The following is a 14,992-nucleotide window of genomic DNA, read 5'->3' as shown; positions in this document are numbered from 1 at the left end:
CGCTACCTGTATCTTGATTCCGTGAGCAAAAAACGGGCGACCCCGGGGTCGCAAACTTCGCTCCGCGAAGCTAACCGCGCTCGCATAGTCGACGCGGTGAAGCACCATGGTGGCCTCACGCAGATCGAGTTGGCCGGGGTAACGGGGCTTTCGCCCGCCACGGTCTCCAACATTGTCAAAGAGCTCGTCACCGCCGGAGTGCTCGCGACCACGATGAGCACGCGCAGTGGCCGTCGCGCTCATCAGATCACTCTTGCTCGCGCCCTTGGCCTCGTCGCCGGCGTGCACTTCTCCGAACGCCACATGCGCGTTGCACTTTCCGATGTCGCGCACACTGTCGTCGCTGAGCACCACATGCCGCTCGCGAAAGACCATCGCGCCGACAACGAACTCAATCGCGCTGCCCAACTCATCACAGACATGCTCGAGTCAGTCGATGCCACTCACGACGAGATCCTTGCGGTTGGCCTCGCGATGCCCGCGCCCATGGATCAGTCAACCGGCATCATTTCGCGCACGGGGATCATGCGCGGCTGGGACGGTGTTCCCGTTGCAGAGTCTCTCGGCATCCGGCTCAATAGCCCGGTGTACGTCGACAACAACGCCAACATGGGCGCGCTGGCCGAGTACCGCACAGGCGCATTACGCGGCAAGCCCAACTCTCTCTATGTCAGCATCGACGACGGTATTGGTGCTGGCCTCATCCTGAACGGGGCGGTGTTCCGCGGCCACCACGGCACAGCCGGTGAATTCGGTCACATGGTTCTCGACGAAGATGGCGCGCTCTGCCGCTGCGGAAACCGTGGATGCCTCGAAACTCTCGCCGGTGGTCAGGCCATCGTTGAGTCGGTGCGCACTGGCCGTCGCGGTCTCAAGCTTCACGATGTGGTTGTTCGCGCAATCGCTGGGGATAACGCGTGCATCCGGGCTATTGCCGACGCTGGACGCCATCTCGGCATCGCAGCGGGCAACCTCAGCAACGTGTTTGACCCGGAGCGCATTGCGGTGGGCGGCGAGCTCTCGCAGGCTGGCGAGCTATTATTGGGCCCGATGCGGCACGCGATGGAGCGTTCGGTCATCGTGGGTTCGGGGCAAGCTGCCGATCTGGTGCAGAGCCAACTGGGGCCGCGCAGCGAACTCTTGGGGTCGATCGCTTTTGCGATTGATCAACTCACGATTGGTGCTGATGCCACGTTGAGTGCTGAACCTGCCGAGGCGGAGGCTTCGTGACATCCGTCCGTGCACGAATGATGCGACTGATCGCTCTTGCGCTTGTGGCGGTGCTCGCTCTGGGTGGCTGCGCCTTGATGACGTCCGGCGCTTCGAGCGATGGTTCGCGCACGATTGCGCTGCTGCTGCCGGAGTCGAAGACGGCGCGGTACGAGGCTTACGATCGCCCGTTCTTCGAGGCCAAAGTTGCTGAGCTGTGCCCCGAGTGCGACGTGATTTATGCGAATGCCGATCAGGACCCGGCGAAGCAGCAACAGCAGGCGGAGTCGGCTTTTGCTCAGGGCATTAGCGTGCTCGTGCTCGACCCCGTTGATTCTTCGGCGGCGGTGACAATCGTGGCGACGGCCCAGTCCTACAAGGTTCCCGTGATTTCGTACGACCGCCTGATTGGCAGCCCCGAGTTGGCTTTCTGGGTGTCGTTCGATAACGAAGAGGTCGGAGCGCTGCAGGGCAAAGCTCTCGTCGAGCGCCTCGCCGAGGAGGGTTACTCCGAGGGCAACATTGTGATGATCAACGGCTCCCCCACCGACAACAATTCGCGCCTGTTCAAGAAGGGCGCGCACAGCGTGATCGACGGCAGCGCCTATACCGTCGTCGCCGAATTCGACACTCCCGACTGGAGCCCAGACAAGGCCCAGGAGTGGATGGCGAGCCAAGTCACCCAGTTCGGCGACAGCCTCATCGGTGTCTATGCCGCCAACGACGCAACGGCTGGCGGAGCGATCGCTGCGCTCAAGGCTGGCGGGGTGGCCCCGCTGCCACCCGTCACCGGTCAGGATGCCGAACTCACCGCCATTCAACGCATTGTGAGCGGCGACCAGTACATGACCGTCTACAAGGATCTGAAGCGCGAGGCTGAGATCGCGGCGACGCACGCGGTGGCGCTGCTCGACGGCAAGCAACTTGTGGGGCAAAGCGAAGAAACCAACGGCGTTCCGACAACGCTGCTGACTCCCGTGATCGTGACGATCGACAACATCATGGAGACCGTCGTCGCGGATGGTTTTTATAGCGTTGAGCAGATTTGCACGGCCGAATACGCCCAAGCCTGTGCGGCGGCGGGGATTCAGTAATGCCCCACGACACCAGCACGGTCAACGAACTCAAGGAAGAGAGCCACAATGACTGATGTCACTCCGGCCACCTCAGACGATGAGCCGATCCTTTCACTGCGTGGAATCAGCAAGCAGTTCGGTGCGATCGAGGCGCTGAGCGATGTGTCGCTCGACATTTATCCCGGCGAGGTCGTGGCGATCGTCGGCGACAACGGTGCGGGAAAGTCGACGCTCGTGAAGGTGCTCGCGGGCGTGCATCCGGCCACTTCGGGCACTATTTCGTATCGCGGCGACGAAGTGTCGTTGGCGAACCCGACGGATGCCCGCGACCTCGGTATCGCAACGGTCTTTCAAGATTTGGCGCTGTGCGACAACCTCGATGTGGTGTCGAACCTGTTCTTGGGCCGCGAGCTGGGCTCCGGGGCGCTCGACGAGGTCGAGATGGAGCAGCAGACCTGGGCGCTCTTGCGGCAGCTGTCGGCCAAGATCCCTTCCGTGCGCACTCCCGTAGCTGGACTTTCGGGCGGGCAACGCCAGACCGTTGCCATTGCGCGTTCGCTCATCGGCAATCCGTCGATTGTGGTGTTGGATGAGCCCACCGCCGCCCTCGGCGTCGCTCAAACTGCCGAGGTGTTGAATCTTATTGAGCACCTCCGCGAGCGCGGCCACGGCATTGTCTTAGTTAGCCACAACATGGCCGATGTGCAGGCTGTCGCGGATCGCGTTGTCGTGCTGCGTCTTGGACGCAATAACGGTGACTTCGCGGTGGCCGACGTGACGTACGAAGACATTATCGCGGCGATTACGGGCGCAACGGATAACGCGGTGAGCCGGCGCGCTGGCCTGACCGGCGCGACCTTCACCCGCAGCAAGGAAGGACTCAGCTCATGAGCGCCTCCGACACGCAACCGCCCACGAACAACACCCCCGCGGTCGAACTTCCGCCAGCCTCAGGAATCGCAGAATCTTGGGCCGCGTTCCGGTCACGCGTGCGAGGAGGCGACCTCGGTGCGATTCCCGTTGTCGTGGGTCTTGCCCTCATCTGGACCATCTTCCAGATCCTGAACCCCACCTTCTTGTCGAGCGCCAACCTCGTGAACTTGGCGATGCAATCCGCCGCGCTCGGCACGATCGCGCTCGGTGTAGTGCTCGTGTTGCTGCTCGCCCAAATCGACCTCTCGGTCGGTTCGCTCTCCGGACTCGCGGCCGCGATTCTGGCGGTCACGTTCACCCAGCTGAACTGGCCGCTGCCATTCGCGATTCTTGGCGCGCTCGCCGCTGGTGCACTCTTCGGATGGTTCTACGGGTTCTTGCTGACCCGCTTCGGGGTTCCCAGCTTCGTCATCACCCTCGCGGGCCTGCTCGGCGTGCTCGGGCTGCAACTGTGGGTGCTCGGCAAGCTCGGCTCGATCAATATCCCCTTCGATTCGTGGATCGTGCAGTTCGCGCAACTGATGTTCCTGCCTGCGTGGCTCTCCTACGTGCTCGTCGGGCTGGCAACCCTCGCCTATGTTGGTGGCCATCTGTCGTTGGCCAACCGCCGCATCCGCGCTGGCCTGCTGCCCGAATCGCGCACCGCGATCCTGCTTCGCGGCGGGCTCATGCTCGTCGCGCTCCTGTTGGGAACCTGGTATCTCAACACCGACCGCGGCATCGGCCTCATGTTCCTGCTCTTTGTCGTGCTCGTGACGGCCGTCAACTTTGCGCTCAAGCGCACGCGCTGGGGGCGCTCAATTTATGCCATCGGCGGCAACGTTGAAGCAGCCCGGCGTGCCGGCATCCGCGTTGATCGCGTCTACATTTCGGTGTTTATGGTGAGCGCAATGCTCGCCACTCTTGGTGGTGTCTTGGCCGCATCACGGCTTGCCGCCGCCAACCAGAGCAGCGGCGGGGGCGATACCAACCTCACTGCCATTGCAGCAGCCGTGATCGGCGGGGCAAGCCTCTTCGGCGGTCGCGGAAGCGCCTGGTCTGCACTGCTCGGCATTGTCGTCATTCAGTCGATCTCAAGCGGCCTCACGCTGCTGAGTCTCGACTCCTCGGTTCGCTACATGGTTACGGGAGCGGTGTTGCTGCTCGCCGTGATCATTGACTCGATGTCTCGTCGTTCGCGCGCGCTGCACGGCCGCTTCTAAAAGCGGTCGCGCAGCCGCATGCGCAAGGCGGCACGAATGGGGCCGCGCGAATGGGCCGGCGCGAACAGGTAAGAGCGATTAGCCGGCAGCGAGCTCCGTGGCCCGGGCGAGCGCCGCAGCGGTCGCCTTGTCGAAAATCGTCTTCAGATCGGCAGCTTGCAGCTGTTCAACCGCACGCTCGGTCGTGCCCTTGGGACTCGTAACCTGCTTACGCAGTTGCGCCGGAGAACTGTCGGATGACGCCAGCAACGCCAGCGATCCTTCAAACGTTCCGGCTACCAAGGTAAGTGCCTGCTCGGGGGTGAAGCCCATGTCGACAGCGGTGCGAGCAAACTCTTCGAGAATCAAGAACACGTAGGCCGGGCCGGAACCCGAGATGGTGCTGAGCGCATCAATCTGCGATTCGGGCGTCTCGACGACGGTGCCGACGGTTTCGAACACGGCGCGGCCGAGAGCGAGGTCATCCGCGGTGGCGCGCGACCCAGCGCTGAGTCCGGTCACGGCCTTGCCGACGATAGCGGGAGTGTTGGGCATGGCACGCAACACGACGTTGTCGACGATGCCTTCCATCCGAGCTGTTGTGACACCGGCAGCAACGCTGATGATGATCGCATCGGGTTCCAAGAATGGGGCGAGGGCGGTAAGGGTGTCGGGGATCATGGCGGGCTTTACCCCCAGCATCACGACCTTTGCCCCCTTCACAGCGCGCGCATTGCCATCAGGAGTATTCTCCAGCGCAAAGGACTCCACGCCCTCAGAACGCACCACAGCAGCCTTAGCTTCGGTGCGATTTGTTACGCGGATGCCCCCGCTTACAGTCACCGAGGGGTCAAGCAAACCCTGCAGGATGGCACCCCCCATTGATCCGGCGCCGACAATTGCAATGCTAGGAAGAGAAGTAGTCACGTGAACATCCTAGGATTGATGCCATGAGCGCGTCAGGCGGAAATAAAGCAATCGTTGCGGCACTGTTGGCAAACGCAGGAATTGCGGTTACCAAATTCGTTGCCTTCCTCGTTTCGGGATCCAGTTCGATGCTTGCCGAGAGCGTTCACTCACTCGCCGATTCCGGCAACCAGGGTCTTCTGCTGCTGGGCGGCAAGCAAGCCAAGAAGCACGCGGATGCCGAGCATCCGTTCGGCTACGGTCGCGAGCGCTACGTCTATGCCTTTGTTGTTTCGATCATTCTGTTCTCGGTCGGTGGCGTGTTCTCGCTCTACGAGGGCATCAACAAAGTGCAAGACCCGCACCAGCTTGAGCAAGCGTGGTTGCCGATCACGGTGCTGTTGATTGCCATCGGGCTGGAAGGCTTCTCGCTGCGCACCGCCGTGAAGGAGTCGAACCTCGTTCGAGGCAAGCAAAGCTGGATTTCGTTTATCCGTCACGCGAAGGCCCCCGAGCTGCCCGTCGTGCTGCTCGAAGACGTTGCCGCCCTTCTCGGTCTCGTTCTCGCCCTCTTCGGCGTTGGCCTCACGATTGTCACCGGCGATTCCCTCTGGGATGCCATCGGCACGATCGCCATCGGCATCTTGCTGATTCTCGTTGCGATCGTCCTCGGCATCGAAACGAAGAGCCTGCTCGTCGGCGAAGGTGCAACCACGAAGCAGCGCAACCTCATCCGCGACACCATCAACGCCCACCCCGACGTGCGCTCGCTCATCCACATGAAGACGCTCTACCTCGGGCCAGAAGAACTCATGGTTGCGGCCAAGATCGACTTCGGAGCGCAGACGCGGGTGAGCGACGTGGCTGCCAGCATCGATAGTGTCGAACGAGACATTCGTGAGGCCGAGCCCATGGCGCGCGTCATCTACATCGAGCCCGACGTCTACCGTCGTCCGCCCGAAGCCGCACCACCCACAGACGCAATCGTCATCGTGGGAAATGATTAGCAGAAAGAACCCGACACCATGAACTTCGAACCAATCATTCACACCGTGCTCGCGCTGCACATTCTGGGGCTCGCTCTGATCATTGGATCATTCGCACTTCAGCTGCGCCGCAAAGAAGGTTTTGAACTGGGCACGATGCTGATTGGTGCCATCACGCAGCTCGTCACCGGACTCATCCTTGTTGGCCTCGTGCAAATGAACGACGAAGACGTCAACAACGCCAAGATCGCCGTGAAGCTGATCTTCGCGATCGTTGTGCTCGTCGCCGTCATGATTGCGCGCTCACGCCAGGCCAAGGCCCTCAGCGCGGGCACCAGCGAAAAGAAAGCCACCCTGCCTTTCCTGCACCTTGCGGGCATGGGCGCGCTCATCAACGTGTTCGTTGCGGTGCTCTGGCACTAAGCCGGGCCTAGCGGGCTAGCGGGCTAGCGGGCTAGCGGGCTAGCGGCGAGCTTCGAAAAAATCCGTCAGCAGTGCGGCGCATTCAGCCTCTTGGATGCCCGCAATAACCTCGACCTTGTGCGGAAGCCGGCGGTCACGCAGCAAATCATTAACGCTGCCTGATGCGCCGGCTTTTTCGTCCCACGCCCCAAACACCACACGCGGGATGCGGGCCTGCAGAATCGCGCCAGCACACATCGTGCACGGCTCAAGGGTGACAACGAGAGTCATCTCGTCGAGGCGCCACGAACCGGTGGCCGCGGCCGCTGCTCGGATTGCCACAACCTCGGCGTGCGCCGTGGGGTCGCCCGTGAGCTCCCGCTCATTGCGCCCAACGGAGACGAGATTGTCGTTCTGATCAAAGACAAGAGCGGCGACAGGAACGTCGGCAGAATCGGCTGTGAGCTTCGCCTCAGCGATGGCCCGCGTCATCCATTGATCGAACTTTGTCACGATCGGTTCTCCAACTGGTCTGCACCTCAAGTAGATTTAGCCTATGCGAGTTCACGTTGCCGACCACCCGCTCATCACGCACAAGCTCACCGTGCTGCGCGACAAGAACACCGCGGCCCCCACTTTTCGGGCGCTGACGGAAGAACTTGTGACCCTTCTGGCCTATGAGGCCACCCGCTCGGTGCGGGTCGAAGCGGTCGACATCGAAACCCCGGTCACGAAGACCACGGGTGTCGCGATCAGCTCGCCCAAGCCTCTTGTTGTGCCCATCTTGCGTGCCGGGCTCGGAATGCTCGAGGGCATGGTCAAGCTCGTTCCCACCGCTGAGGTCGGATTCTTGGGCATGGTGCGCAACGAAGAAACCCTGCAACCAGACACCTACGCGGAGCGCCTGCCCGACGATCTGTCGAACCGCCAGTGCTTCGTGCTCGATCCCATGCTTGCCACCGGCGGTTCGCTCATCGCTGCGATTCAGTACCTTCTCGACCGTGGAGCTACGGATGTCACGGCCGTCTGCATCCTCGGAGCCCCCGAAGGCCTCGCTGCCCTCGAGAAGGCCATGGAAGGCCAAGACGTCACGATCGTGCTCGGTGCGCTTGACGAACGCCTCAACGAGAACGGCTACATCGTGCCCGGCCTCGGCGATGCTGGCGACCGACTATACGGTCTCGTCTAGCAGCACAATTTTCGCGCGCAACTTGACAGAGGCGCGCTGCATGAAACATCATTGCAACCATGACTGTACAAACTCGCGACCTGACCGCCCTCGTGGCTTCCAGGACCGCTAGCGCGATGCTTACGAGCACCGCGGTGGCTAGCGACGTTTCGTGTTGTCGAATGTGTGCCTAGTCGGCCAACCTTGCGCCGGACATTCTCACCAGAATGAATGTCCCCAGATCTTCGTCCTCATAACGGCGTCTATCTAGCTCGTCACACTTGTTTTATTCCGAAGGATCACACCCTCATCATCAGAGGCCCTTCACCCCTTCTCCAAGGATTTCTGGACCCATGTCACTTGCAACAATCGAACGCACCACTCGCACCTCTTTCGCTTCCGCGGCTCCCGCGTTGGCACCGACCTACACTCCGCCGGCCCGCGACCTGTCGATTGCCGTGCAGCCCGCTCGCACCGTGCGCCCGGCAACACCGGCACCGGCACAGGCCGCCCCTACCGCTGACGCACCGCACTTGCGGGCTGTTCCGCAGGGAACCGAAGCTCGTGGCTTCGTGCTCTACGTCGGCATCGACGAGCTCAAGGCTGCCGCCGCTGGCACCGACCTCAGCGCAATCGTCGAACAGCTCAAGCTCCTCACGCAGCAGCTCGTACCGAACGCCGAAACTCACGCCGCCGTCGCCTTGGCACCCGTTGGTGCTGGTGGACGCGACGTTGATGTTGTGCGCCTCGCCCTGCAAGACCCTTCCGCTCTCGCCAAGCACCGCCAGGTGGAAGAGCCCGAAGAGAAGCCCGCGAGCGGTGTGGTCGTTGACCTCTCCCGCAAGCGCGTGCTCATCGACGACGCGCCCGCAGCCCTCACCTACAAAGAGTTCGAGTTGCTGCAGTTCCTCATCCTGCGCGAATCACAGACCATCGACCGCGCCCAGCTCATCTCTACGCTGTGGTCAGCGGAAGACGACGAAGCTCCCAACGAGCGCACCATCGACGTGCACATTCGTCGCCTGCGCTCCAAGCTCGGCGCGTACGAAGATGTTGTTCGTACGGTTCGTGGCATCGGCTACCGCTACGACCGTCATCCGGATGTCTCGGTGCGCTTCGCGTCGACGCCCAGCCCCGACTTCATCTAGGGCAGCTCGCGCGGCCCTCGCGTGCGCGGAGAACCACTCTCGCTCGACGTGGAGGTTCAGTGCTGGCGCGTGTCACACTGACCGGATGACAACGACTGATGCCACCCGGATGCCCGAGAAGATGTCGCGCGATCGAGAAGCCCTCGACGCCCTCCTCCACTCGGAGATCGTCGGGAACGTCGCCTACGTTCATGACGACGGAACCCCCGGAGTGCTGCCGACCGCGGTCGCCCGCCTCGGCGATGAGCTGATCGTGCACGGCTCCAGTGGCTCTCGCTGGATGCGGCTCGTTTCGGGAGCCCCCGTCGCGATCTCGGTCACGGCAGTCGGCGGCATCGTGGTGGCACGCTCCGCCTTCGAGTCGTCGTTGGTCTACAGCAGCGCAGTATTGTTCGGATCGTTCCGCGTGCTGGAGGGCGAGGAGAAGGCTGCCGCCGTCAACGCCATCACCGAGAAGATGATCCCCGGCCGCCTGGCCGAAGTGCGCCCCAACAGCAAGAAAGAACTCGCAGCCACCCTCGTGCTTGCGTTGCCGATCGCGGAATGGTCGTTGCGCACCTCCGACGACTGGCCCGATGACACCGATGCCGATATCGCGGGCGACGCGTGGGGCGGGCAGGTGCGGTTCGGGGCTCGAGCCGTGGAGGTTGTTGCCACGCCTGACCTGCGCTCCGGCATCCGCGTGCCTGAGTCTGTTCGGGCGTTCGAATAGCGGATGTCCGCTAGCGGCAAACACCGCCGCTCTGCCAATTCACCCCCGCTTTGATACTCTAAACGGGTAGCCGCAACGACGGCTCCCGACGACGGATCAGTACCGGGTACGCGAAAAGACTGGCCAAGGAGACTCTTGTGTATTGGCTTGTTTTGATTCTTTCTGGCGTGCTCGAAGCCGTCTGGGCTACCGCTCTGGGCAAATCGGAGGGCTTCACAAAGCTCTGGCCAACCGTGATTTTCGGCGTCGCGATTCTCGCGAGCATGGTCGGCCTCGGCTACGCGATGCGCGAGATTCCGATCGGCACCGCCTACGCCATCTGGGTAGGCATCGGCGCTGCGCTCACCGTGACCTACGCGATGATCTTCGGCGGGGAACCCGTCTCGTGGGTCAAGGTGCTGCTCCTCATGGGCCTCGTCGGCTGCATCGTCGGGCTCAAGCTCGTCGATACGGCGCACTAGCTTTTCGACGGCCGCGGCTCTGGCACAGGGCAAAGGGCTATCGCGAGGCGTGCACGACCGCGGCGATTAACCCCAGCATCGCAGCCAAGTCGAGCGCTCCCCACGAGAAGATTCGCCGCTGTTGCCCTACGCGTACCCTCCACCACAAGAGACCCACTACCGCGATAAGCAAGCCTGGCCACCACGTTACCGAAGCGACAAACTTCACTTCGTCAGCACGATCCGCAAGATTTGACGCGACAACGCCATAATCAGCGGTTGCTGCCGCATAGCCTGCGACGATGGAGAGCACGATGAACGCGCCGCCCGCCAGCACAAAGAGAGTGCCTCCATAGAGTCGGTCCCAGCCAGGCTGAAAGTGTCCGGGAGCGAGGGCATCGGGTTCGATGAGCCGTCTGGCCCTCCATTGGCGGGTGCTAACGACATTGACGAATGCGACGCCAAGTGAAACGACAGCGGCGAGACCAATAACCGCCCATTCCGGAACCCCTGTCACAAAAAGTGCGATCGAGCTGGCCACGATAAAGATGGCGAGTCCGAGCGGCCCCAAGCAGACGACAACGAGAAGAACGAGCATCCAACCGTGAAGGATCCCGGTGATGCCGAGGGATGAAGCAACCACCGCGATGACAACCACGCCGACGATATAGCCGATCTGCGCGGGCCGACGACCAACGACATCCAGTAGAGCCATATTTGAGAATAAGCCAAATATTTCTGCGGTGCTACTTCTCACCGAAAGAGGCGTCCGCGCCATTCACAATCCGGATCACAAGTCCGGAGACCGCAGCGAAAAACGCGAGATCTTCGCGCTCAATACCGCACTCGGAGGGGAGGCTGGTCGGCGGTGAAAGCACGCCTCAAGGCGGTCACACTGCCCTTTACAACTTGACGCGCAAGGCTATGTGGCTACAGTAGACAATAGAGTTCCCCCCATTCGGGCCGAACCTTACTTGCACCCAACCGCATCGTGCAACGCAACGTAGCTAACGTTTATTTGGGGTGTTTATGGGCGATTTTATTGCTGATTCCTTTCCGAGGATCCTATTCTCGAGCTGGCAGCATTTCTCGTTAGTCGTGCAATGTTTGATCATCGCGACCATCCTTGCGGTGCTCCTTGCCGTGCTGGTTTACCGCACCGATTGGTTGCGAGGCATCGCCGACGGCGTGACCGCAATCGGGCTTACGATTCCGTCATTTGCGCTGATCGGCATCCTGATCGTGCCCTTCGGTTTTGGGGTCACCCCGGCCGTGATCGTGATTACGTTCTTCGCCACTCTCCCGATCCTGCGCAATGCTGTCGTCGGGTTGGCGAGCGTCGATGCATCGCTGATCGAGTCCGCTAAAGGCCTCGGCATGAGTCGGCTCGGGATCCTTACCAAGGTAGAACTACCGCTTGCCTGGCCGGTGATCCTCACTGGTGTGCGCATCTCGGCGCAAATGGTGATGGGCATCGCCGCCATTACCGCCTACGCGCTCGGCCCGGGCCTCGGAGGATTCATCTTCTCCGGACTCTCCCGCCTCGGCGGCGCTAACTCTCTCAACTCTGTCGTCACGGGCGTAGTCGCCGTGGTGATCTTGGCCATAATTTTGGACCAACTGCTCAGCGGCCTCGGCCGCCTCACCATTTCGCGAGGTATCCGTGTCTAACATCCTGCAAACATCCAACGAATCCTCCGCCACTGGCGGCTCCTACGGGGTTCGGCTTCTCCTCGACGCTGTCGGCAAGACCTACCGCGGTCAAGCAGCCCCGGCCGTCAACGGGCTCACCCTTGAGATTCCCGCCGGCAAAATGGTTGCCCTCGTCGGGCCATCCGGTTGTGGAAAAACGACCACCCTCAAGATGATCAACCGCCTGATCGAACCGACATCCGGTCGCATCATGATCGGTGATGAAGACGTCACCGACATCGATGGCGACCAGCTGCGACGACGTATCGGCTATGTCATCCAAGCCGGTGGCCTCTTTCCCCACATGACCGTTGAAGCGAACATTGCGATGGTTCCCAAAATGCTCGGCTGGGACAAAGCGCGCATCTCTCAGCGAGTAGAGGAACTGCTCGAACTGGTGTCGCTTGACCCCGCGCTCTACCGTGGTCGCTACCCGAAGCAACTTTCGGGCGGCCAGCAACAGCGCGTCGGTGTCGCTCGCGCTCTCGCCGCGGACCCACCCGTGTTGCTGATGGATGAGCCTTTTGGTGCAGTCGACCCGATCACTCGCCAGCGGCTGCAAGACGAACTGCTGCACATTCAAGAAGATGTGCAAAAAACCATTGTGTTCGTCACCCACGATTTCGATGAAGCCGTGAAATTGGGCGACTACATCGCGATCTTCTCTGAGGGCGCGCACCTGGTGCAATACGACACCCCTGAGCGCATCCTGGCTGACCCCGCTAACGAATTCGTTGAAGACTTCATTGGCGCTGGTGCCGGCCTCAAACAGCTCACGCTCACCAGGGTTGGCGAAGTCACGCTGGGCGAAGTCACGACTGGCCACCCCGGTGAACGATCTGCGGATGTTCTGGCCCGCCTCGAAGGCGCCGGCCACGACAACGTCGTCATCGTTGACGAGCGGGAGCGGCCACTGCAATGGCTTAGCCGCCGCCAGCTGAAACGCATCGACGTCATCGGCACGCAGAAGAACGAAAACCTGCCCACGGTTGGGTTGAAGGCAACGCTGCATGACGCGCTCGACTCGATGCTGGAATCGGATGTCGGCGCCGCCATTGTGGTCGGAAGCCGGCAAAACCTGATCGGCATCGTCGACGTATCCGTCGTTACCGACGCGATCAGCGCCGCACGCAACGCCGCAACTCAAGCCCCCGCAGAGGACGCTCCCCTCGGCACCAACACCGACACTTTCGACATCGTGCAGGCGGCCACCGAAGACAGCGATGCCGAACCGATCGGCGATGGCGGGCGCTGATGACTGCCGAGATTCTCGCCCCGAGCGTCGCCGATGTGGTGGCGACTCCCCTCGCCAAGGACCCCCGCTGGCGTGCCTGGCGACAAATAATTTTTCAGCTGGTGGGCATCACAGTGGTGACCGCTGGGCTCATCATCTGGCTTGCGACCGCCGATCTCTCTGAGACCGAGCGCACCACGCTTGCCCCCGAACGCCTCTTCGGTTACATCGGTGAACACCTTCTGTTGACCTTCGTGTCTGCAGTGATCGTGCTGGCCATCGGTCTTCCTCTCGGAATCCTGCTGACGAGAAAGCCGTTGCGTTTTCTCACGAGGCCCGTGCTGGTCGTCGCCAATATCGGACAATCGGCCCCCTCCATCGGACTGGTCGTGCTTCTCGCGTTCTGGCTCGGATTCGGATTCACGGCCGCCGTCGTCGCGCTCGTGCTCTATGCAATGCTCCCGGTACTGCGCAACACCATGATCGGAATCGACCAGGTTGACGAACGGCTCATCGAAGCCGGACGCGGCATGGGAATGAGCTCCACGGCGGTGCTCTTCAAAGTAGAGCTGCCGCTTGCTGTGCCGATCATGCTCTCCGGCATCCGCACCGCCCTAGTGCTGCTCGTCGGCACCGCTGCTCTGGCAACGTTCATCGATGGTGGAGGGCTCGGGCTTCTCATTACGACCGGAGTGAACCTCGACCTCAGCAGTGTGCTCATCACCGGTTCGCTGATCGTCGCGCTTCTCGCTCTTCTCATTGACCTGCTTGGCCGGGTCGTCGAGCAGCTCGCGCAACCGAAAGGCCTCGCATGATTTCGACAACTCAGCGTCGCGGGCAGCGTCGGCGCACACGCCTCGCCGTCACTGCTGCTCTATTCGCAACAGTCGCCGTAGCGCTAACCGGGTGCGGGCTGAAACCAGCAACCGCCTTTGTTCCCGCCGCGGGGCCGGGTTCGATCCAAGAGATCCCGGATGCCGTCGGGCAACCGATCACCGTCATCGGCAAGAACTACACCGAAGCACTCGTGCTGGAGAAGATCGCCGTCTTGGCGATGCAGGCCGCCGGGTTCGACGTCACTGACCTCGCGAATGTGCCCGGCAGCCAACCTGTGCGCAACCTCATGCTCTCCGGCGAAGCAGACCTCTCCTGGGACTACACCGGAACCGCCTGGTTGGTCTACATGGCTCAAGAGGAGAGCCTCGACGACCCTCAAGAGCAGTGGCAGGCTGTTTACGACGCTGACCTCGCGAACGGCATTACGTGGCTGCAGCGGGCAGAGATGAATAACACCTACGCAATCGCGGTGCGCAGCGAAGCAGTCCCCGAGCTGGAGAACATTTCCACACTCTCTGAACTTGCCAACCTTGACGCCGACGACCGCACGTTCTGCGTCGAACCAGAGTTCAACTCCCGCCAAGATGGCTTGGATGGGATGCTCTCCGCCTACGGAGTCGAACGCGGTGCCGCTGACGGCGTGGCCGACGACAACATTGGCATCTACGACACGGGAGCCGTCTATGCGGCAACCGATCGCGGCGCCTGCAACTTCGGTGAAGTCTTTGCAACAGACGGACGCATCGAAGCCCTCGACTTGACCGTGCTCGAAGACGACAAGAACTACTTCCCGTCCTACAGCGCAGCCGTCAACGTACGTACCGAAATCGTCGAGCAGTACCCCGAAATTGCGGATGTGTTCGCCCCGATCACTGCCGCCATCAGCGATGACGTGATGCGCCGCCTCAACGGCCTCGTCGATGTTGACGGGGAACAGCCAGCGGATGTTGCCTTCGAGTGGATGGTCGAAGAAGGCTTCATTTCGCGCCCGTAGCGGCTCTTTTCAAGTTCCAGAGAACGTAGCTGACAGTACCCCGCAAGATCGTCGTTGATGACCCACCAACGAGT

The 14,992-nt window shown here is 61.7% G+C and carries 17 protein-coding genes and 1 riboswitch; of the genes, 14 read left to right on the top strand and 3 right to left on the bottom strand.

The annotated features are described in order from the left end of the window. Nucleotides 1–21 precede the first annotated feature (21 nt). Genes I6E56_RS10630 through I6E56_RS10615 form a run of 4 tightly spaced genes read left to right on the top strand, consistent with a single transcriptional unit; the run spans nt 22 to nt 4,420 of the window. On the top strand, nt 22–1,230 hold the full coding sequence (locus I6E56_RS10630) for an ROK family transcriptional regulator (RefSeq protein WP_197138420.1): 1,209 nt from the start codon (nt 22–24) through the stop codon (nt 1,228–1,230). After that, the gene (locus I6E56_RS10625) at nt 1,227–2,303 is read left to right on the top strand and encodes a sugar ABC transporter substrate-binding protein (protein WP_307842831.1); all 1,077 of its coding nucleotides are present in this window, start codon (nt 1,227–1,229) and stop codon (nt 2,301–2,303) included. The genes I6E56_RS10630 and I6E56_RS10625 overlap by 4 nt, the downstream gene beginning before the upstream one ends. Nucleotides 2,304–2,351: 48 nt before the next feature. Continuing rightward, complete coding sequence (locus I6E56_RS10620; protein WP_197138418.1) at nt 2,352–3,176, top strand: ATP-binding cassette domain-containing protein; 825 nt, start codon at nt 2,352–2,354, stop codon at nt 3,174–3,176. Continuing rightward, a complete protein-coding gene (locus I6E56_RS10615; protein WP_197138416.1) occupies nt 3,173–4,420 on the top strand; it encodes a sugar ABC transporter permease in 1,248 nt (415 codons plus the stop codon). Before I6E56_RS10620 ends, I6E56_RS10615 begins: the two co-directional genes overlap by 4 nt. A 78-nt stretch (nt 4,421–4,498) precedes the next feature. Here the strand turns inward: I6E56_RS10615 and proC are convergent, their stop codons facing one another. Next, a complete protein-coding gene (proC, locus tag I6E56_RS10610; RefSeq protein ID WP_197138414.1) occupies nt 4,499–5,326 on the bottom strand; it encodes a pyrroline-5-carboxylate reductase in 828 nt (275 codons plus the stop codon). A 23-nt stretch (nt 5,327–5,349) separates the two neighbouring features. Between proC and I6E56_RS10605 the strand changes: the two genes are divergently transcribed. Both I6E56_RS10605 and I6E56_RS10600 read left to right on the top strand, forming a co-directional pair. Next, nucleotides 5,350–6,312 carry a cation diffusion facilitator family transporter gene (locus I6E56_RS10605; RefSeq protein ID WP_197138405.1) on the top strand — a complete coding sequence of 321 codons (963 nt, stop codon included), beginning with the start codon at nt 5,350–5,352 and terminating at the stop codon, nt 6,310–6,312. 18 nt (nt 6,313–6,330) lie between these two features. Next, the gene (locus tag I6E56_RS10600; protein WP_197108368.1) at nt 6,331–6,714 is read left to right on the top strand and encodes a hypothetical protein; all 384 of its coding nucleotides are present in this window, start codon (nt 6,331–6,333) and stop codon (nt 6,712–6,714) included. 39 nt (nt 6,715–6,753) lie between these two features. On the opposite strand, the gene I6E56_RS10595 is transcribed toward I6E56_RS10600, so the two are convergent. Then, nucleotides 6,754–7,206, bottom strand: a complete 453-nt coding sequence (locus tag I6E56_RS10595; RefSeq protein WP_307842830.1) for a nucleoside deaminase — start codon at nt 7,204–7,206, stop codon at nt 6,754–6,756. A gap of 43 nt (nt 7,207–7,249) precedes the next feature. Here I6E56_RS10595 and upp point away from each other — a divergent pair, with 43 nt between their 5' ends. The 4 genes from upp to I6E56_RS10575 all read left to right on the top strand — a co-directional run bounded on the left by upp (nt 7,250) and on the right by I6E56_RS10575 (nt 10,182). Then, the gene (upp, locus tag I6E56_RS10590) at nt 7,250–7,882 is read left to right on the top strand and encodes a uracil phosphoribosyltransferase (protein ID WP_197138397.1); all 633 of its coding nucleotides are present in this window, start codon (nt 7,250–7,252) and stop codon (nt 7,880–7,882) included. Nucleotides 7,883–8,214: 332 nt separating this feature from the next. Next, nucleotides 8,215–9,009, top strand: coding sequence for a winged helix-turn-helix domain-containing protein (locus I6E56_RS10585; RefSeq protein ID WP_197138395.1), 795 nt, complete (start codon nt 8,215–8,217; stop codon nt 9,007–9,009). Between the two features lie 85 nt (nt 9,010–9,094). Next, on the top strand, nt 9,095–9,721 hold the full coding sequence (locus I6E56_RS10580) for a pyridoxamine 5'-phosphate oxidase family protein (protein WP_231606596.1): 627 nt from the start codon (nt 9,095–9,097) through the stop codon (nt 9,719–9,721). Nucleotides 9,722–9,785: 64 nt separating this feature from the next. Further along, nucleotides 9,786–9,849: riboswitch (guanidine-III (ykkC-III) riboswitch) on the top strand. Nucleotides 9,850–9,858: 9 nt separating this feature from the next. Continuing rightward, complete coding sequence (locus tag I6E56_RS10575; protein ID WP_197138393.1) at nt 9,859–10,182, top strand: multidrug efflux SMR transporter; 324 nt, start codon at nt 9,859–9,861, stop codon at nt 10,180–10,182. A 37-nt stretch (nt 10,183–10,219) separates the two neighbouring features. Here I6E56_RS10575 and I6E56_RS10570 read toward each other — a convergent pair whose 3' ends face one another. After that, a complete protein-coding gene (locus I6E56_RS10570; protein ID WP_197138391.1) occupies nt 10,220–10,876 on the bottom strand; it encodes a hypothetical protein in 657 nt (218 codons plus the stop codon). Between the two features lie 314 nt (nt 10,877–11,190). Here I6E56_RS10570 and I6E56_RS10565 point away from each other — a divergent pair, with 314 nt between their 5' ends. From I6E56_RS10565 to I6E56_RS10550, 4 genes are read left to right on the top strand one after another with little or no spacing between them, the layout of a single operon-like run. Further along, nucleotides 11,191–11,832 carry an ABC transporter permease gene (locus tag I6E56_RS10565; RefSeq protein WP_197138389.1) on the top strand — a complete coding sequence of 214 codons (642 nt, stop codon included), beginning with the start codon at nt 11,191–11,193 and terminating at the stop codon, nt 11,830–11,832. Then, entirely contained in the window at nt 11,825–13,108 is a 1,284-nt protein-coding gene (locus I6E56_RS10560; RefSeq protein ID WP_374061825.1) for a betaine/proline/choline family ABC transporter ATP-binding protein, read from the top strand. Before I6E56_RS10565 ends, I6E56_RS10560 begins: the two co-directional genes overlap by 8 nt. Further along, nucleotides 13,108–13,902: an ABC transporter permease gene (locus I6E56_RS10555; RefSeq protein WP_197138388.1), complete on the top strand. Its 795-nt coding sequence runs from the start codon at nt 13,108–13,110 to the stop codon at nt 13,900–13,902. Before I6E56_RS10560 ends, I6E56_RS10555 begins: the two co-directional genes overlap by 1 nt. Next, nucleotides 13,899–14,918: a glycine betaine ABC transporter substrate-binding protein gene (locus I6E56_RS10550; protein ID WP_197138386.1), complete on the top strand. Its 1,020-nt coding sequence runs from the start codon at nt 13,899–13,901 to the stop codon at nt 14,916–14,918. Before I6E56_RS10555 ends, I6E56_RS10550 begins: the two co-directional genes overlap by 4 nt. Nucleotides 14,919–14,992 lie beyond the last annotated feature (74 nt).

Origin of the sequence: Salinibacterium sp. NK8237, from assembly GCF_015864955.1 — a bacterium.
GTDB lineage: Bacteria > Actinomycetota > Actinomycetes > Actinomycetales > Microbacteriaceae > Rhodoglobus.
Note: the sequence above shows the minus strand (reverse complement) of the source record. Positions and strands in the feature narration are given on the sequence as shown.